Raw genomic sequence first — 18,963 nt, forward strand, 5'->3', positions numbered from 1 at the left:
GTTCGCCAACCAGAAGATTCCCAACTTCCAACATCTTATCAGCGTGATTCGCTCCCGCGAAATTTCCATCCATATCGTGGTCCAGACGCAGGGCCAGCTCAAGGCCATTTATAAGGACCACGCGGAGACGATTATCGGCAACTGTTCCTGTGTTTTGTTCCTCGGAGGCAAGGAAAGAAGCACCTTAAAGGAGATTTCCGAAACTTTAGGGAAGGAAATCATTGATCTATATAACACCTCTGACACCAGAGGGAGCCAGCGGAGCATGGGTGTAAACTACCAAAAATTAGGGGAGTATCTTCTATAATTTTGTTGGTCAAATTGAAATGTCAATCAATAAAGCAATTACCAGAAAGCGTACAAGCAAAGAAGTCTTGAGGGAAACCTTAGCATACCAGCATAGTATTTAGGTCTTTATCAATGTTGCCCATCTGGCAGATACGCAAAGTCTTTTGACGGAAGATAAGTTGTCCGTTTACGGGCGGCGGGGCACAAGATGCAGTCGAAAGATATTCGATGTGTCTTGAGACACCCGTCATTATCAGGCCCCTTCAGGAACTACTCAAGCCTCCGGCTTAGCCGGAGGTTTTGATTGCAAAATCATATAGTCCAAGTCCTTGCGCATCTGATCCGTCAGCACAATGGGTCCGGATTCCGACGCATAAACATCATCCTCAATTCGCATTCCGAACTCACCGGGGATATAGATGCCGGGCTCCACAGAGTGGTACATTCCTTTTAAAATGGGATTCTGGTTGCGTCCGTCCACCGAGGGCGCCTCGTGGATGCTCAAGCCGATGCCATGCCCCACACGGTGGGTGAAATAGGGGCCATAGCCGGCCTTCTCAATCACCCGGCGGGCGGCCTGGTCTATGCCGCAGATGGGTTCACCGATTTTCACCGCCTCAATAGCTGCCTGCTGCGCCTCCAGCAGCACCTGGAATACCTCCCGCATTTTGGGTGTCGGCTCTCCCAGGAAAAACGTACGGGACATGTCGGCCCAATAGCCCTTGTAATCAATGCTGCAATCAATCAGGACCTGCTCCCCTCTTTGCAGAAGCTTTCCGCTGGACTGCCCGTGAGGGGAGGCGGCGGCCGGACCGGAGAGGATGCAGGGAATCATATAGTCCGTTCCGCCTAGGCGGTAAGTTTCCGCAAACATCTCCATGGAGAGCTCCAGCTCCGCTTTTCCCGGAGCCAGCCGCTCCCGGATAAATGCAAACATCCGGCAGAGGCGGTCTGCCGAGGCCCGCAGGGCCATCAGCTCCTCCTCGTCCTTAGAAAGGCGCATTTCATCTACCACATCAGTCATATCCGCCATCTCTAGACCATATGCCTGGAAAAGTCGTTTCCCCAGGGCCATGCTGTAATGCTCCTGAAAGCCTCCGCCCATCTGCACACCCACCTTCCGGCCTCTCATCTTGGGGTGAAGGATTTCCAGCGGGTCCGCTCCGTCCTCGTAGAGGCACTGCTCCACCGCGCAGCCGCGCATATTCAGCGCCTCCAGCTTGGGTGCGACGGCAAGGTGACGGCCATCCCGGGCGTCCAGCAAGAGCCCTATAAAGCGTTCGGCGGGACTAATCACAACACCCGTCAGATAGAGAAATGTCCGCGGTTCTCCAAACAGCGCCACATCCACGCCGTGGGACCGCATCCATTCGCAGAGCCTTGTCCTGCGTTTTTCGTAAAGATCCATAAAGCAAGCCCCTTTCTTTCTACTTCACAGCCGCGTCCTGCCGCTCCAAAATCCCCCTCCCATTTTCCACCGGAAAATGACAGGCTACAAAGTGGCCGGGACGCACCTCCCGCCACGCGGGAACCGTCTCCTCGCAAATCTCCTTGCAGTGGGCACAGCGGGTGTGAAAGCGGCAGCCGCTGGGGGGATTGGCGGGAGATGGCAGGTCCCCCTGAAGCAGGGCAGACCTCCGCTCCTTGCGCAGGGCCGGGTCGGGAATGGGGATTGCTGCCAAAAGGCCCTCCGTATAAGGGTGGCAGGGCGANGCAAACAGCTCGTCCGTACCGGCCAGTTCTACCAGCTGTCCCAAATACATAACCGCGATGCGGTCACTGACATGCTTCACCGTAGGCAGACCGTGGGCAATGAATATATAGGACAGGTGAAATTCCTTTTGCAAAGAGGCCAGCAGGTTCAGCACCTGCGCCTGGATGGACACATCCAAAGCGCTGACGGGCTCGTCACAGATGATCAGCTTTGGCCTCAGCGCCAGGGCCCGGGCAATGCCGATTCGCTGCCGCTGTCCGCCGGAAAACTCGTGGGGGTACCGGGAGGCATAGTCCGGCTGGAGGCCTACAACGGACATCATGTCCAGCACCTGTTCCCTCAGCTCCCCTTCCGATTTACAAACGCGATGGGTCCGCAGCGGCTCCGCAATGATGTCGAATACTCGCATGCGGGGATTCAGCGAAGAATAGGGATCCTGAAAAATCATCTGAATGTTGGGCCGGATGATCTCCATCTCCTCCTTGGACATATCGGAAATTTCATGGCCCTGAAAGTAAACCTCTCCGCTGGTCTTTTCCAGAAGGCGGATGATAGTATTGCCTGTGGTGGATTTTCCACAGCCTGATTCTCCAACGATACCCAGGGTCTGCCCACTTTTGACGGTAAAGCTGACGTCGTCCACCGCACGGATGTAGGACTGACCGCTTTTGCCGGGAAGAAACCGGCTGCCGGTCCGANAATACTTTTTCAGGTGCCTTACCTCCAGCAGGTTCTCTCCCTCGTAGGGCCGGGCCAGTTCCTGCCGCAGCTGTTCGGCCCGTTCTCTCGCCTTAGTCATGGTTCCACCTCCCTCTCAGCGGATGCAGGCAGGCGACCGTATGGCCCTCCGCTGTCTTCCGCAATTCCGGCCTTTGACTCCGGCAGTCTTCCTGCGCATAGGGGCAGCGGGGGTGAAAGGCACAGCCGGAGGGCATATCCCGCAGGCTGGGCACCACACCCTCGATGCATCTCAGTTCATCGTGAATCTCATGCACCTTGATGGTGCTGTCCAGCAGTCCCTGAGTATAGGGGTGAGCGCAGTTGTGGAACAGTGTCATAACGTCCGCCTCCTCCACAATACTCCCGGCATACATCACCAGTACGCGGTCCGCCATCTCCGCAATGACACCCAGATCGTGGGTGATGAACAAAATGGCCGTATTGGAATCCTGAATGAGGTCCCGCATCAGCTCCAGTATCTGGGCCTGAATGGTAACGTCCAAGGCTGTCGTCGGCTCATCGGCAATCAGCAGTTTCGGGGAATTCGCNAGAGCGATGGCAATCATGANNCGCTGGCGCATCCCGCCGGACAGCTCGTTGGGGTAGGACTTATACACAGCCTCCGCTCTGGGAATGCCGACTTTCTCCAGCATCTCCACCGCCCGCCGCTTTGCCTCCGCCTTTCCGCACTCCTGATGCAGGGCAATGGTATCACTGAGCTGCGCGCCGATGGTGAACAGGGGGTTCAACGACGTCATGGGCTCTTGAAAAATCATGGAAAGCTCGCTGCCCCGGAGCTTCCGCATCTCCTCCCGGCTGTTTTTGGATATGTCGGTCCCCATGAGGCAGATTTTATCCGCCTCCGCAATGGCGGGAAACTCCAAAAGCCCCATAATCGCCAAGGAGGACACACTTTTCCCGCAGCCGGATTCTCCAACAATTCCAAGAAGCTCCCCGCTGCCGACCTGGAAGGAGAGATTCCTCACGGCCTGAGTGCGGTTTCCGCCGGCGGTTTTAAAGTAAACGTTTAGATTCCGGACCTCCAGTGTGGTCTGCCGCTCCATCACAATGCACCTCACTTAATTCCCTGGTTCCGGGGATCCAAAACATCCCGCAGCCAGTTCCCCAGAAACATGATTCCCAGCACGGAAATGGTAATGGCGATTCCCGGGAAAGTCCCAATCCACCAGTGGGTTCCCAAAAACTTGCGTCCCTCAGCCAGCATGACGCCCCAGGAAACCGTAGGCGGCTGAATGCCTACGCCCAGGAAGGACAGGGCGGCCTCGCTGATAATATTGCCCGCGATGTTCATCGTACAAAGGACGATGAAGGAGGACATGACATTGGGCAAAATATGCCGCAGAAGGATGACCGTGCCCTTGGTACCGATGCTGCGGGAACATTTCACAAATTCTTTTTCCTTCAGCGCCAGCACTTCGCTTCGGATCATCCGGGCAAAGGGAACCCAGCTGGTGCCGCCGATGATCAAAATCAGCACGCCTACGCTGCTACCCGCAACCATCAAAACCACCATGGCCATCAAAATCCTGGGGATGGCGAAAAACGCGTCTGTCACGCGCATAATCACGCTGTCGATCCAGCTGCCGTAAAAACCGGAAACCATCCCCAGAACAATTCCGAAGGCCCCCGCCAGCAGAACGGAAAGGATCCCCACCAATAAAGAAACCCGTGTCCCATAAATGATGCGGCTCCACAGGTCCCGGCCCAGGTTGTCACAGCCTAGAATGTGCTCCATGGACCCGCCCTCCATCCAGAAAGGAGGCATCCGCATACCGCGCAGGTCCACCGAGGTGGGGTCATAGGGGGCAATATGGGGTGCAAAGATGGCGATAATAAGAATCATCAGCAGAATGAAAAAACCAATCGTACCGGTTTGGCTGCGGAACAGCAGCCCCGCGTATTTGCGAAAACCGCTTGGCGGATTCGCGCCCTTATGTGCGTTCTTTTTTCCCATACCGGTACCTCCTCACATTCGGATCCGCGGATCAATCAGGCAATACAACATATCGGCGCAAAGGTTTACAACGATGGTGATGAAGGTAATCATCAGGATGCAGGCCTGTACGATCGCCATGTCATGATTGGTGACTCCCGTCACCATCAGCTGTCCCAGGCCGGGCCACGCAAAAATGGTCTCCGTGATCAGCGCGCCCCCAAACAGGGCGGGAATTTGCAGGGCGACCATAGTAATCACCGGCACCAAGGCATTTTTAAAGGCATGCCTGTAAATGACCGTCNGCTCGGAGAGGCCCTTGCTCCGGGCGGTTCGGATATAGTCCTCGTGCACAATCTCCAGCATGGAGGAGCGCACCAGGGGAATGATCTGCGCCGAGGTGCCGATGGCCAGCGTCACCGAGGGCATGATCAACTGAGCCATGCTGCCCCGGCCCGAAACCGGCAGAAGGGTCCATTTTACCCCCAGAAGCAGAATCAGCATAATGCCAATCCAAAAACTCGGCATCGCCTGTCCCAAGACCGCTAAGGCGTTTACAAGGGAGTCAAAGGGCGTGCCGTGGGCCCTGGCGGCCCAGACGCCCAGGGGAATCGCAATTACTACGGACAGCACGATTGAGACGGCACAAAGCTCCAGTGAGGCGGGAATCCTCTCCAGCACAATGGGCAGCGCCGGCGCGTTGTACTTGTGGGAGATGCCGAAGTCCCCCTGAAACAGGCCCTTGATAAAAATCCAATACTGTACGTGCAGCGGCCGGTTCAGGCCGAGGGCTTCCCGCAGATTTTCCCGTGCTTCCTGCGTCGCGTCCTGGGGCAGCATCATAGATGTGGGATCGCCGGACAGATGCACCATAAAAAACACAACGACGGTTACAATCAGCAGCACGGGGATTACCTGGAGCAAGCGCCTACGCATATACTTCCCCATAGAATTTCTCCTTTACTCCTCCCTGGCAAACCGATCTATCACCGCCGCCGCCATTTTGATGCCCAGAATATAATCCTCAATAAAAATGTGCTCATTGGGTGAGTGGACTGCGGACTCCGTATTTCCAGGACCAATCATGGCCACGGGAATCTGGTCGTATTTGCAGATCTTCTCCATAGGCGACGTACCGGCCAGCGTGATCTGAATGGCTGGCTCCGCGCCGTAGACATCAGCCGCCGCGGCAGACAGCGCTTTGACATAGGAGGAATCCACACCGCTGCGGAATGGGGCGCAGAAGGACTCCACCACCATCTCAATGTCGGTAAAGCCATGCTTGTCTAGATGCCGGCGAAGCAGCTGCGCAATGTTCTCCGGGTCCTGCCCCGGAACCAGGCGGAAGTCCATCTTCACAGAAGCCCGGGCTGGGACCAGGCTTTTATGCTCTTTTCCGGTGTGGCCGGAGACCATGCCGTCAATGTTGGCCGTGGGTGAGAACAGCAGCTTTTTCAGGGCTTCCTCCCCTTCCACGCCGCCTAGATAAGTTTCAATCCCGCTTAGCCGTTTCACATCCTCGGGGTCAAATCTCCCTAGCCTCAGGGAGTCGATTTCCGCCTGTGTAACGGGAGTAATCCCGTCGTAAAAACCGTCAATGAGGATCTCGTCCCTCTCGTTTTTTATGGTTGACAGAGCCCAGACCAACCGCCAGGCAGGATTCGGCACCAACGGAGCGTTGGCGCTGTGAACATCGATTTTCCCGCCCTGGACAAACAGCTCCACGCTCAGCATTCCCTTGGCCCCCAGGGCAATGATCAAGGGGCCGTTGTCCGGCAGACGGTCCCCCCCCTCCCACATATAGCCATCGGCATAGAACTTGGCGGGATTCGCGGCCACGATTTCGCTGAGAGACGGGCTGCCCACTTCTTCCTCTCCGTCATAAACCAGCTTGACGTTCAGGGGCAGCTCCTCCCCTGCGGAGCGAATAGCGTCCAGGGCACACAGACGGCAGGCCAGGGCGTCTTTATTGTCCGCCGCTCCTCTGGAATAGAGGACGCCGCCGTCGATGGTCCCGGAATAAGGGGGAAAGCGCCACTGCTCTTCCGGCCCGGGCGACACCACGTCGTAGTGGTTGTAAATTCCCAGAATGCGGTCCGTCCGCTTCCCTTTCAGCTCCGTGTAGAGCACGGCGTTTCCGTTGGTTTTCAGCTCCTCCGGCTCTGCGCCGGTGTATTCCCGCACGGTTCGCTTTACCAGCTCTTTCATGTCCTCGTTGTCAGGATGCATGGAGGCAACGCTGGGCTGGCGCACAAAGGTTTGCAGCAATTGAATGTAGCGATCCCGGTTGGCGTCAATATAAGCATATACTTTTTCTAAATCCATAGAGTCACCTTTCTTTCCCGTCCCCGGTGGAAACCATTCCCGATTTTCCAAAAAGGGGAGTTGTCTCCGTTTAAAACAACTCCCCTTTTCGTCCGTCTATGTCGTCTGCCGTCAGAAATTATTTGCCGCTGTTGGTGATCCAATCACAGTAATAGGCTCCAATGACACCTGGAGTATAGCCCACCGCATCGCTGACGCCGACGGCGGTGCTGGGCTGAATCAGCTGAATGCTGGGCAGCTCCGCGGCTACCAACTGCTGGCACTGCTGGAACTGCTCCAGACGCTCGTCCAGATCCATGTTGGACCGGGCGGCGGCAAAGAGTGCCTCATACTCGGCGTTGTTCCAGCCCATACCGGCATCGGCAGCCTCCGTATAGAGGTTCATGGGATAGGAGCCGTCCATGAAGCCCACGCCGTAGTTGACAAAAACCATGTCGCCCCAAGAGTTGGAGGAAAGAATCTGCGAGAAGGTGGAGAACTCCAGAAGCTCCAGTTCCAGCGTAATTCCCACCTCGGCGGCCATGGAAACGATGGCCTGTTCGATATCGCTGTCGCAGACATAGCGGCCTGTGACACCGGTCATGGAGAGGGTGCAGCCATTGGGGTAGCCCGCCTCCGCCAGTAGCTGCTTGGCGTATTCCGGATCGTAGAGGCCCACGTTATCCAAGGAGGGGTCATGTCCAAACACACCGGCGGGGCAGCGAGTGCGGGTGGAGTGGCCGCTGCCGGAGAGAATGGTCTCACAGATCAGGTCGGTATCAATGGCATATTCCAGAGCCTGACGAACCTTCACATTAGAAATGGGGCTGTCTGTGTCGCACCGGCAGAGAATCATGAAGTCCCGGGCGCTGGTTCCAAAGACAATGGACGTGCCGCTGTTCCCGTTGATTCGGTCCCATTCGTTGGGGGATACATTTTCGGCAATGTCAATGTTCCCCGTGAGGAGCTCCGCCACCCGGGTAGACTCCTCGGGAATCACCTTGAACACAATGCGGTCAAAGTCCCGTTTCGTGTTGTCCGCGTTAAAGTAGTTCTCGTTCCGTTCCATGACAATGCTGTCATCCTTGGTCCAGCTGACATAGACATAGGGGCCGGAACCCACAGGCGCCTTCTGGAAGCCCTCCATACCGCCGCAGGACTCCACATAAGCCTTGGGCAGAATCTCGGAGCCGGCCTTGCTGACCAGGGACAGCAGCGCGGGAAAGGGATCCACTGTCCGAATATTCAGCGTGGTTGTATCGATTACATCCACTCCGGCGATGGCATTGAAATACTGGTTCTCCCGGAGCGACGTATCCAAGGCAGGCCGCTCCAGAGAGAATTTGACGTCCTCGGCCGTCACTGGATCGCCGTTCCAGAAGAAGGCGTCGTCCCGAATCTTGAACTGCCAGGTGGTGTCATTCAGAATTTCATAGCTGACCGCCAGGTCGGCCACCGTATTGCCCTCCACATCCTGGGTATAAAGGTGACTGAACATGTTGTGCAGGATGCATTCAGAGGAGGTGCTGTCGTTGTTGGCGGGGTCGAAGGACTGGAGGTCCACGGCCACGCCGATGGTAACCACCTTTTCGCCGCCGCTGTTGGTTTCCACGCCGGTCTGGCTGCCGCCGGAGGGGCTTTCGCTGGGACTGGCAGGCTTTCCGCCGCAGGCGGCAAGGGATAAAACCATCACCGCCGCAAGGAGTAAGGCTAGCATCTTCTTCATGGTGTTCTTCTCCTTTGTTAAAATTGTCGTCCGCAAATATGTAGAAACCATATGCGAAGCCAAGCATCTCTGCGCCGCCGCTGCTCAGGGAAGCGGCGGATTATTCCGCGTCCCGCACACCGGCAATCGCCTGAATCTCAAAAAGAAATTTCGGAGCGGTAAAGGTCACCTCGGTAACACTGCGGGTAGTAGGCACACCCTGACCCAGGAAATACTCGTCAAAGATTTCATTCATCAAGGCGAAATCCTCCCGGTGGGCCAGGAAGCAGTCTGCGTGCAATACCATGTCCATACCGGAGCCACCGGCCTCCAGGGTGTTTTTCAAGCTCTCAAAGCAGCCGCGGATCTGCTCCTCCGGGGTGGTGGGCATGGTGCCGTCTGGCCGGGCGGCGGAGTGAGCGGTGGTGAAAATCAAATCGCCGTACCGGATTGCCCGGGACCACTTGGTTTTCAGCGCATTGGGGGGGACTATTTGAATCTTCTCGTGCTTCATAATGCATTCCTCCAGTCTAGTAAACCCCACGCCCTCAGGCCCGGTGATCCTCAATCAGGGTAGCGCCCTTCAAGATGGAACCGACGCAGCGCTGATAAACAGAAAGCCAACCGGTCTTGGGCTCCAGCTTCAGCTCCGCCTCCGCCATGCGCTTTTCCAGCTCCTCGCTGGACAGCTCGATGTTCAGCTCCCGTTTCTCGATATCGTAGTTAACCCAATCTCCGTCTCTCACCGCGCAGAGAGGTCCTCGAAGGGCAGCCTCGGGAGAGGCATAACCGAAACAGGCGCCGGAGGCTGCGCCGGATAGGCGTCCATCCGTCACCGTGGCCACATCGTCCTTCAAATGGCTTCCTTTCAGCGCCGTGGTGAAGGCATAAGAGGTGTGGGGACCGGCCTTGACACCCTGGTAGATGATGAACACCACGTTGCCCGCCTGAATCTCCCCATTCCGCAGGGCTTCGATGGCCGCGTCCTGATCGTGGTAAACCTTAGCGGTTCCCCGGAATTTATGCAGCTTGGCGGGAACTGCGGACTGCTTGATAAACGCGCCCTGAGGCACCAGATTTCCCTTGCAGAGAATCAGGCCCCCGTCGCTGTCCAGAGGCTCCGAAAGAGAGTGGATAACGGAGGGATTCCGGTTCTCATGGCCCTGAATATTCTCCCCCAGGGTCCTTCCCGTCACCGTCATTCCGCTCAGGTCCAGTTTCTCCCTCAGCTCGTTCAGCATAGCCGGCAGACCGCCCGCAGCCTCGAAATCCGCCATGCAGTGTCTGCCGTTAGGCCGAATGCCGATCAGCAGGGGAACTTCACAGCTGGCCTCCGCATAGACGGCGCTGCAATCCATGTCCAGGCAGGCCTCTGTGGCCACGGCAGGGATGTGAATGATGGTATTAGAGGAGCCTCCAATAGCCATGCAGACACGGATAGCGTTGGTAATCGCCCGTTCCGTAATGATGTNCCGGGGACGGATGTTCTTCTCCCATAGCTCCATCACCTTCCGTCCGGCCTCCCGGCTGAGGTTGATCAAATCGCCGGACACGGCGGCCAGCGTGGCGTTGCCCGTCAGGGACATACCGATGGTCTCCGTCAGCAGGCTCATGGTGTTGGCGGTTCCCATCATGCCGCAGGCTCCGNTGCAGGGCGCACAGGTGTGAATCAGCTCTTCAAACTTCTCCTGGGGCAGTTTGCCCTCTTTCACTTTGGAGATGCAAGCGCCGATATCGATAAAGTCCACATATTCGCCGTCCATCACTGGGGTCTTCATGTATCCGCCTGTGATGATTACTGTAGGGATATTCACCCGTCCCGCCGCCATCAGCAGCGCCGGAACCACCTTGTCACAGGTCCCAATCAGCACCATCGCATCCAAATTGTGCGCCTTGGCGTTCAGCTCAATCTCATTCACCAGCAGGTCCCGGCTGGGAAGCACATAGTCTCCGCCACCTACGCAGTCGCAGAGGTTGACGCCGTAGAACAGGAAGGGAAGCCCCCCACGTTCAATAATACCCTCCCGGGCGGCGTCCGCCAGGCCCCGCTGGTGGATATGACCGGGGTTGATTTCGTTCCAGGTGTTCATGATGCCTACCCGGGGCTTTTCAATATCCGCATCGTTGTATCCCAATCCATAGAAAAATGCCCGGGTTCCCTGCCAGTCCAGCGTCATCCGGTCCTCCAGATCGCTGTTAATCCTGCGCTTATTGTCGCTCATAATCATTTCCTTTCCGCTTTTGTTTTATCGTCAACACACCGAAGAAAATCCAATCGATTCCCTCCCGTCCGCGCCGCAGACCGCCGCCGGAGACCGCCGAAACGGTCCTGTGTCAAACTTCTTTTCTTGCTCAGAGACCGCCTTCCTCCGCCTCCCCCGCTTTTTTCCGGTTGTACAGGAAGGCCCACAGCCCACCGGCAGTAATCAGCAGGGCTCCCATCGCCGTGGAAACCGACAGCTTTTCGTCCAGCAGGAGGTATCCCAGCAGGGCGGAGTAAATAATGCCGGAGTAATCATAGATGCTGACCTCCGAGGCCGGCGCCTTCTGATAGGCGCAGGTCAGGCCAATCTGTCCGCCGGCACCGAACAGTCCGATGAGGCACAGCATAGCTGCGTCCCTCCACGAGGGAACCACAAACGAAGGAAGCATCAAAATGCCGGAGGCCGCCGTGCTAAACAGGGAAAAATGAAAAATCACCGTAAAAGGATTGACGTGCCCCTTGCAAAATGCAATCATTGTATAGGCCAAGCCGCTGGAAACCGCTGTCAGCAGCGCCAAGACCAACGGCATTGCATCGGAATCGAAGGAGGGCNGCATAGCGATAAATGCACCGGCCAGGCACAGCAAAATCACCGGCGCCTGTACCTTAGAAATCCTTTCTTTCAGAAACAGCAGTGCAAACAAACTGACCCAAACCGGCGAGGTGCGGTTCAGCAGCGCAATGTCCGCCTGACGGGCCCCCGCAGTGGCAGCAAACAGCATGATCATCCCTACAAACCCGAAAAACGACCGNAGAAACAGCGGCAGCTGATACTCCCGGGGGCCAAAAAGCGGCAAATGCTTTTTCCGCAATAGAATCAGGGCAATGAATAAACTAATCAGATTCCGGCAGAAAACCTGCTGCAGCGTCCCCACCGACATAGCGGAAATTTTTACCGCCACCTGCATCAGCGAAAAGGACAGGGCCGACAGCAGCATCAGTAAAACCGCTTGGTTTCTCTCTTTCATACGCATTTAACGCTCCTCACCGCCCAGGGCAATCGCTTATCTTAAAGCTGGCATCCACTGCGGCTTATTATTTCTTCCGGCCATCTGCCCCACTTCCGTTTGGAGCGGCCGTTAGGAAATCATCTCGTAGATTTCCTCTAGAGTCTTGCCCGCAAGGCCGAGGCGCTCCGCCGTGCGGCCCTCCGCCCGGAAATCCCGGCCGCAGACCACACTGGCGATGTTGATGTAGGCATCCATAATCGGCGTCTCCACCCCCATCATCCGGCCANTGGAGGCCAGGGGCACTATGCCGCAGAGCGTATCCTCAATGAAAAACCGGTGATTCAGGCTCGAGGGGCTTTTCAGACCCACATATGCTTTGTTATGCTGAAGCAAGTCATACAGNTCCTCTTGCTCCAGGCTGTAAATCTTCTGGAGGGACTTCACCAAAGAGGGCACCTCCAAGCCCAGGGCCCTGCAAACTGCCAGGCGCTCAGCGTCACAGGCAGACACCAGCTTGGCCACGCTGGGCGTAATGCCGGACATGTAATAGTCATACGGCTCACCGGAGTCCGTCCGATTGACGTTCATCAGGCTCGGAATCGGATGCAGCATCGCGCCGCCGCCCTCAAATCCCGTCTCCAGGATGTTCTTTGCAGGAGAGAGATTGGCAAAAATCGGCTTGAGGATCTCCAGCAGGCGGGTCACGTCTCCGGCGGGAAGGGCGGCTACCTCCACGTGGTTCTTCAACCCGGACTGGAACACCGTTCCCACCTCCGGCATACGGCAGGCATACATCAAATCGCCGGCCTCCGCGATGATTGCATCGGCCTTGCATTGATGAATATCCCGAATGACATGGGCCACCTCCAGCGCGCCGCCCACATGACCGGGATTCAGCATAANAATCTGTCCGTCGTGCAAATAGGGCGCGCATTGGTCCGCCAAAGCCCGGTGAGCGTCTGTGGTGGTGGTTACCATGATGACATCCACATTCTGCATAGCGGCCTTCAAATCCGTGGTCATCAGCTCAGGCGTCCCCTCGCATTCTATTTTTCCGGTGACCACAATCTTCCCAAGCGCATTCAGTTTGTCGATTTTGGATTGGTCAATGTCGNACAGTTTGACGGAATATCCCTGGCTGCTCAGTACTCCAGCCATGGTCTGCCCACCGGCACCTGCTCCCAGCACTGCAAAATTCAGACTCATACGAATCCTCCATTCTTTGTTTGTATATACGAATTAATACATATATAGGAACTATTTTTATTTTACACATCTGCCGCAAAAATGTCAATCTTTTTCTCAATATCTGCCCTCATTCCAGAAAATCAAGTTGCGCAATAGGGAAAAACATGATATGGTTAAGGAAGAAACCGTCTCCCGCCTGACAAATCCAGCCTTTCTCAGCGCCGCAGCTTTCTGGCCAAATCTTGGCGGAAGGCCTTTCTTTCTATCCCGGCGGAAGGAACGGCAAATCATTTTGGAGGGATATTATGGCTCAAACTGCACACCGCTCTACCTCTCGAGTCCTGGACATTATTGAGTTGCTTTCAGCTTCCATAGAAGGACATACCCTCACGGAAATTGCGCAGCTTCTGAACTCTCCCAAAAGCAGCATTCTTCCCATGCTGCAAACCATGGCCGCCCGGGGCTTCATCGATTTAAACTACCGGACCAACCGGTACACCATCGGCCTTGGCCTTTACTTTGCAGCCTCGATTTACCGCAACAAAATTTCCGTCAACAAGTTTATCAATCTCGAAATGCAGCAGGTCACGTATCAAATCGGCGAGTCCTGCTGCCTTGGCGTCATGGACGGAAAAGACGTTTTGTTTCTCCACCGGACGAATCCGCCGGAAAACATCACCTGTGACAAGACGCCCGGGCAAAGGGAGCTGGGCTGCATCGGCGCCATGGGCAAGGCCCTGCTGTGCGACTACAAGCTGGACGAGCTGACGGAGATATTTTTCAAGGACGGCGGGCGTCTTCCCCCGGAAACCAACCTCTACCGCGCCCACATCCAAATGGAGGAGGTCCGGCTGACTGGAATTTCCTATGAATACGGCGAGGTGGAGCCAAACATCCAGTGTGTAGCGGCCCCCATCCGGGTGGACNATCGGGACGTGGCGGCCCTGGGCATCATTCTGCCAACCTTCCGCATGAACCTGGAGAAGGCCGCCCATGCCACCAAGGCCCTGCAAATATCCACCCGCAAAATCGAAAACGTCCTCTCTGTCAGTGATGAAAACCTGGATGAGATTTTCTCCCAGAACGGCTTTAAGAACCTTTGATGCCGCAAGCGGAGCTAAGGCCCCCTACCCGCAGAACCCGGCGGGTACGGGGCTTTTTTCCATGCGTCAAAAACGCAGCACCTCTCCCTGGCCCTCACCAGTATAAACGCCGTCCTTAGCGGCAATTTTGCCGTTCAGCAGCACATAAGAGATTCCTTTCGAGGGTCCCATGGGGGCCTCATAGGAACAATTGCACTGGAAATTCTCCCAGTCCAGCACCACCAGATCCGCCCGGCCGCCTTCTCTGAGCATGCCGCGGTCACGCAAACGGTAACGCTGGGCCGGCATAAAGGTCATGCGCTTCACCGCCTCTTCCAGCGTCAGTTTCTTTTGCTGCTTCACAAAACGCTCCAGGAAGAGGGAAAACGTACCCATGTACCGGGGATGCTTGTGTCCGCCGGCGGGGGCCCCGTCGGAGATGACCATGGTATGCGGATACAGCATAATCTGGTCCAGCTCCCCCTCGTCCTGCAGGAAGCAGAACATCTGCACGCCGTCCCCGCACTGCTCAATGATTCGGATGGCGCACTCCGCGGGATTCTGACCCATTTCTTCACTGATCTGGGCCAGCGTTTTCATATCATAAGCGGCATCCGCGCACTGGATCACCTGTATCCCGGCGGCGCCGCCCTTTGCCGTCGCCATCATGCCGGAGCGGCCTGTGAGGGTGTCTTCGATCAACCTTTGCCGGAAGGCGGGATCGGAGAAACGGACATACATGCTTTCCATGCCGTCCCCCCAGACCTCTATGGGGAAAATCTTGAAAAGCTGGGTATACCCGGCGGTATAGGGATATGCGTCTATGGACAGATCCAGGCCCTCGTCAAAGCCCTCTTGAATCAGCCGCAAAATGCCGCTGCCCTTGCCCCAGTTGGCGCTCCCTGTAACCTTCACATGGGAGAGGTTCATGCGGACTCCGGTCTCCCGGGCAATTTGAATCATCTCCGCAATGGATTCATAATCCCGGTCCCCCTCGTCCCGGCGGTGGGATGCGATGATTCCATCGTGCTTCTTTACCACCCGGGCCAGTTCCGTCAGTTCCTCCGTATCGGCATAGGCCCCTGGGAAATAGCTCAGGCCGAAGCTTAAGCCCATTGCGCCTTGATTCAGCGCCCGGTCCAGCAGCTCCTGCATAGCCCGAATCTCCCCGGTGGTGGCTTTTNAANTTTTCTCCCCCATGACGCAGACCCGCAAAGTACTATGCCCTACCAAAAAACCATAATTGGCAGAAAGCTTTTGCTTCTCCACCGCCTTCAGCCAGCCATCGAAGTCCTGGAAAGGCCAGTCAAAGGGCCGCCCCGCGCCGGTGAGCTCAAAATAGATCCGTCGCAGCAGGTCCATGTGCTCAGGGCAGTTGGGTGCGGGAGAGGGCCCGCAGTGTCCGGTGAGCTCCGTTGTAATCCCCTGCACAATACGCTGATGGCTCCACTCGGGATCAAAGATGCCCACATCCGCATGACTGTGGGGATCGATGATGCCGGGCATCACCACGCGGCCGGCGGCGTCGATAACCTGGCCGCAGGTCTCCGTAATTTGGCCGATTTGGGAGATCCGGCCTCCCGTCACCGCAATGTCAGCCGCATAGGCCGGCACTCCGGTGCCGTCGACAACCTTCGCGTTTTTAATCAGTATGTCCATAGCAAAGCCTCCTTGCATGTTTTGATTCATTCCTCATAGGAAGCCGCGGTTAACGCAGCAGGGACGGCAGGAAGTCGGACAGTGCCGGGACAAACGCCACCAAAATCAAAATGGGCAGCGCGCCAAAAATGATATAGGGCAACATCGGTTTCACCATTTTCTCCACAGGGACATCACCCAGCCGGGCGCACAGGAACAGGGCCATTGCCATGGGCGGCGTGATGGAGCCGATGCCCAAAGCCACAAACACTACGACGGCAAACTGAATAACGGACATCCCCACGGAAGTGGCGGTAGGCAGCAGCAGCGGGGTCAGCACCAGCAGGAGAATGTTTCCGTCCAGGAAAAATCCGGCTATAAACAGGACCACGCACAGGATGACGATGATAACATACCGGTTGGTGGAAACGCTGGAGATGAAATCCGTCACCATCTGGGGAACGCCGTTTGTCACCATAATCCGGGTGAAAATCATAGTGAAGGGGAAAATGATCTGCAGGGAGCCCAGGGAATAGGCCGTAGAGGAAAAGATGTCCAGCAGATCCCGGGTCTTTACGGTTTTGTAGAGCATTACGCCCACGATTACGCCATAGAGGCAGCCCACGGCACCGGCCTCCGTGGCGGTAAAGATGCCGCCGTAAATGCCGCCTAGAATGATAACCGGCATCAGCAGGGCGGGAAGCAGCGCCTTGAAGAGTTTCCACGTCGACAGAGCCTTGCTTTGGGCCATGTCCGCAGCCAGCTCCTCCGGCGTCCGGGTAACCACCAGGTATTTGGGCACCATAAAGCGGTTGATGATCATATAGAGCACAATCCACAAAACGCCCGGAGCCACCGTGGCCAAAAACAGGTCCGCCACGGAGGCGTTGGCCACCTTGGCATAGATAATGGCGTTCATGTTGGGAGGAATCATGTATCCAAAGGGGCTGCAGCAGGCAATCAGGCCATAGATAAATTCCTTTTTGTAGCCCTTTTCCTCCAGCTTTGGACCCAGCATAGAACACATGGTGGAGGCAGTGGCCAAGCCGGAGCCGCACAGCGCGCCGAACATGCCGGAGACAACGGGAATCGCGTTGGCCAGGCCGGTGCCCTTCCCCTCCTTATCCGTCAGCCGCTGTCCCCAATCCACCAGGGCGCCCGCGATGCCGCTGCGTTCCATCAGGGTTCCCGCCAGAATGAACAGGGGCACCGCCAGAAGGGAAAAAGACTCCGTAGAGAACCAGGCTGTAGAGCCCCAGCTGCCGGTGGTCAGGCCCGCGGCCGCAGAGAACACCATAGCCCCGGCCAGGAATGCCAGAGGAATGCCCATGCTCATCATAATCAGGGCAAGGACCAATAACGCACAAAGTCCAATACTCATTTGCCTACCACCTTCCGCGCGTATTTGATTGTGTTAACGAAAGCGTAAACCGTCATGCCGACGGATCCAATCAGAGAGAAGACATACACCAGCCAGGCAGGCCAGCCCAGGGAGGGCGTAATAATCCCGTCTCGCCAGGTCCGGTAGACAAAGAGATAGGCGCGGGTGCAGAAGAACGCCAGCACGGCGCAGCTGAGGAGCGAGGCCACCATGTTGATGGCGGCCTGAGCCCGCTCGTTTTTCACCAGAGAGAAAATGATTTCAATCTTTACCATCTTATCATCCCGCATGACGCGAATGGCCCCCATCCAGATGCAGATGCACATAAAGAAGACTGGGAGCTCCTCAATGCCGCCCAGGTTCACCCGCAGAACATAGCGGGAAAACACCATGGCGTTAACAATGATGGTCAAAAGAATCATCAAGGCACTGGTGAAGTATTTCACAGCTGCGTCCACGCCCTTGTCCAGCTTTTTCAGGAATTTCACAAGTATTCCCCCCATTACAGAATTCGTATAGAATGAGAGCGTCCGATCCGACCGGCATTCCGGCCACCGGATCGGACGCTCCTTCACTTCAAGCTCTAACGCTCAGAGGCATTTTAGCCGTTGACGGCGTTATCGGCATCAATCGCGGCCATGACCTGATCGTAAACCTCGGCCCCGATGTATTCGCGATACTGGTCGTCCAGGGAACGGGCGTAGTCGATCCATGCCTGGCGCTCAGCATCCGNGNGGTTATAGACCTCGCAGCCCAGGGAAGCCAGCTCGTCCAGCGCACTGATGGCGTTGGTCTTCTGCACTTCAAACTCGTAGTCGGAAGCCTCCCAGGCGCAGTCGATCACGGTCTGACGCAGATCGTCTGGCAAACTGTCCCAGCACTTATTGCTGACAATGAATCCCTGGCTCATAATCTGCCAATCCAGGTCGGTGTAATAGTCACAGACCTCATAGAACTTGGAGTAGATGCCCACGCTGCCCGCAATCTCCATCGCGTCGCAGGTCTTGGTCTGCAGGGCGGTATAGACCTCATTGAAGGAAATGACGCTGGCATTACAGATGGGGGACCAGAAGAACTTCACAGAGGGATCCTCGTAAATGCGCATAGTCAGATCGGACATCCCCACTGCGTCAGGGACAGCGTGCTTGTTGCTGAACACGCCGCGGAAGGTACCCACGCCCTGTCCAATCAGATGCGTTCCGTACTCCTCGCACAGTCCGGCATACAGCTTGTAGAGCTCGCCGTCGGGATTGGCAATCAGGCGCTTGGCTTGGTCAATGTCCTTAAACAGGAAAGGAACGGAGTTAAAGGCAAAGCGGGGATCCACAGCGGACTGCACTCTGCCGTAGAAGAAATCCAGCTCTCCGTCCCGAGCCTGCATGAACAGCTCCGGCTGGGCGCCCAAAACGCTTTCATAGTAGGGCGTAATCTTCACCTGGCCATTGGTTTTCTCCTCCACCAGCTCACAAAACTTACGGATATGCTCGCCGTAGCCATTATAATCGGGAGAGAGCGCGGGGTCGGAACAGTCAGTACCCAGCTTAAATTCATAGACGGTGGCATCCGCCTGATCGCCGCCGGTACTGGGAGCCGGTTCAGAACCGCCGCTGGTGACCTGGCTGGGATTGCCGGCATTGGACCCGCAAGCCGCCAGGGATAAAAGCATCAGGGCCGCAAGCAACAGACAACAGATTTTTTTCATAACAACTTCCCCTTTTCTGATCTTGATTTTACCTTTGACCAAGCAAATTTTCGATTGCCGGCCTCCAGCGCCTA

General features: G+C 56.3%; 16 protein-coding genes and 1 pseudogene. 2 read left to right on the forward strand and 15 right to left on the reverse strand.

The window, feature by feature from the left end:
• Positions 1–304 (forward strand): annotated as a pseudogene (locus tag JX325_RS00215) (TraG/TraD/VirD4 family protein); the annotation flags it as partial.
• A 258-nt stretch (positions 305–562) separates the two neighbouring features.
• Here JX325_RS00215 and JX325_RS00220 read toward each other — a convergent pair.
• The 11 genes from JX325_RS00220 to JX325_RS00270 form a co-directional block, all read right to left on the reverse strand.
• Entirely contained in the window at positions 563–1,696 is a 1,134-nt protein-coding gene (locus tag JX325_RS00220; RefSeq protein ID WP_204789173.1) for a Xaa-Pro peptidase family protein, read from the reverse strand.
• 19 nt (positions 1,697–1,715) lie between these two features.
• Positions 1,716–2,801, reverse strand: a complete 1,086-nt coding sequence (locus JX325_RS00225) for an ABC transporter ATP-binding protein (RefSeq protein ID WP_204789174.1) — start codon at positions 2,799–2,801, stop codon at positions 1,716–1,718.
• Complete coding sequence (locus tag JX325_RS00230) at positions 2,794–3,786, reverse strand: ABC transporter ATP-binding protein (RefSeq protein ID WP_204789209.1); 993 nt, start codon at positions 3,784–3,786, stop codon at positions 2,794–2,796. The genes JX325_RS00225 and JX325_RS00230 overlap by 8 nt, the downstream gene beginning before the upstream one ends.
• Before the next feature lie 11 nt (positions 3,787–3,797).
• Positions 3,798–4,697 (reverse strand): ABC transporter permease, encoded by a 900-nt coding sequence (locus tag JX325_RS00235; RefSeq protein WP_204789175.1) that lies wholly within the window; start codon positions 4,695–4,697, stop codon positions 3,798–3,800.
• 12 nt (positions 4,698–4,709) lie between these two features.
• Entirely contained in the window at positions 4,710–5,624 is a 915-nt protein-coding gene (locus JX325_RS00240; protein ID WP_204789176.1) for an ABC transporter permease, read from the reverse strand.
• Positions 5,625–5,636: 12 nt separating this feature from the next.
• Positions 5,637–7,001: a M20/M25/M40 family metallo-hydrolase gene (locus JX325_RS00245; protein WP_204789177.1), complete on the reverse strand. Its 1,365-nt coding sequence runs from the start codon at positions 6,999–7,001 to the stop codon at positions 5,637–5,639.
• Positions 7,002–7,119: 118 nt separating this feature from the next.
• Complete coding sequence (locus JX325_RS00250) at positions 7,120–8,706, reverse strand: ABC transporter substrate-binding protein (protein ID WP_204789178.1); 1,587 nt, start codon at positions 8,704–8,706, stop codon at positions 7,120–7,122.
• 100 nt (positions 8,707–8,806) lie between these two features.
• Positions 8,807–9,199: a RidA family protein gene (locus tag JX325_RS00255; protein ID WP_204789179.1), complete on the reverse strand. Its 393-nt coding sequence runs from the start codon at positions 9,197–9,199 to the stop codon at positions 8,807–8,809.
• A gap of 34 nt (positions 9,200–9,233) precedes the next feature.
• Complete coding sequence (locus tag JX325_RS00260; protein WP_204789180.1) at positions 9,234–10,907, reverse strand: dihydroxy-acid dehydratase; 1,674 nt, start codon at positions 10,905–10,907, stop codon at positions 9,234–9,236.
• Between the two features lie 130 nt (positions 10,908–11,037).
• Positions 11,038–11,916, reverse strand: a complete 879-nt coding sequence (locus JX325_RS00265) for a DMT family transporter (protein WP_204789181.1) — start codon at positions 11,914–11,916, stop codon at positions 11,038–11,040.
• Positions 11,917–12,027: 111 nt separating this feature from the next.
• Positions 12,028–13,104, reverse strand: coding sequence for an NAD/NADP-dependent octopine/nopaline dehydrogenase family protein (locus tag JX325_RS00270; protein WP_204789182.1), 1,077 nt, complete (start codon positions 13,102–13,104; stop codon positions 12,028–12,030).
• Positions 13,105–13,391: 287 nt separating this feature from the next.
• On the opposite strand from JX325_RS00270, the gene JX325_RS00275 reads away from it, so the two are divergent.
• Positions 13,392–14,189 (forward strand): IclR family transcriptional regulator, encoded by a 798-nt coding sequence (locus JX325_RS00275; RefSeq protein ID WP_204789183.1) that lies wholly within the window; start codon positions 13,392–13,394, stop codon positions 14,187–14,189.
• Positions 14,190–14,255: 66 nt separating this feature from the next.
• Here JX325_RS00275 and JX325_RS00280 read toward each other — a convergent pair whose 3' ends face one another.
• From JX325_RS00280 to JX325_RS00295, 4 genes are all read right to left on the reverse strand, one after another.
• Positions 14,256–15,827, reverse strand: a complete 1,572-nt coding sequence (locus tag JX325_RS00280) for an amidohydrolase family protein (protein WP_204789184.1) — start codon at positions 15,825–15,827, stop codon at positions 14,256–14,258.
• Positions 15,828–15,876: 49 nt separating this feature from the next.
• Positions 15,877–17,187 carry a TRAP transporter large permease gene (locus JX325_RS00285; protein ID WP_204789185.1) on the reverse strand — a complete coding sequence of 437 codons (1,311 nt, stop codon included), beginning with the start codon at positions 17,185–17,187 and terminating at the stop codon, positions 15,877–15,879.
• Positions 17,184–17,675, reverse strand: coding sequence for a TRAP transporter small permease (locus JX325_RS00290; protein ID WP_204789186.1), 492 nt, complete (start codon positions 17,673–17,675; stop codon positions 17,184–17,186). Before JX325_RS00290 ends, JX325_RS00285 begins: the two co-directional genes overlap by 4 nt.
• Before the next feature lie 113 nt (positions 17,676–17,788).
• The gene (locus tag JX325_RS00295; RefSeq protein WP_204789187.1) at positions 17,789–18,889 is read right to left on the reverse strand and encodes a TRAP transporter substrate-binding protein; all 1,101 of its coding nucleotides are present in this window, start codon (positions 18,887–18,889) and stop codon (positions 17,789–17,791) included.
• Between the last annotated feature and the right edge of the window lie 74 nt (positions 18,890–18,963).

The sequence above is a fragment of the Oscillibacter sp. CU971 genome, from assembly GCF_905219725.1.
In the GTDB taxonomy this organism is placed as follows: Bacteria; Bacillota; Clostridia; order Oscillospirales; family Oscillospiraceae; genus Oscillibacter.

Excerpts from the sequence above, each read along its gene's own strand:
- JX325_RS00235 (WP_204789175.1), bottom strand. The coding sequence starts at position 4,697 with ATGGGAAAAAAGAACGCACATAAGGGCGCGAATCCGCCAAGCGGTTTT.
- JX325_RS00250 (WP_204789178.1), bottom strand. The coding sequence starts at position 8,706 with ATGAAGAAGATGCTAGCCTTACTCCTTGCGGCGGTGATGGTTTTATCC.
- JX325_RS00285 (WP_204789185.1), bottom strand. The coding sequence starts at position 17,187 with ATGAGTATTGGACTTTGTGCGTTATTGGTCCTTGCCCTGATTATGATG.
- JX325_RS00220 (WP_204789173.1), bottom strand. The coding sequence starts at position 1,696 with ATGGATCTTTACGAAAAACGCAGGACAAGGCTCTGCGAATGGATGCGG.
- JX325_RS00255 (WP_204789179.1), bottom strand. The coding sequence starts at position 9,199 with ATGAAGCACGAGAAGATTCAAATAGTCCCCCCCAATGCGCTGAAAACC.
- JX325_RS00245 (WP_204789177.1), bottom strand. The coding sequence starts at position 7,001 with ATGGATTTAGAAAAAGTATATGCTTATATTGACGCCAACCGGGATCGC.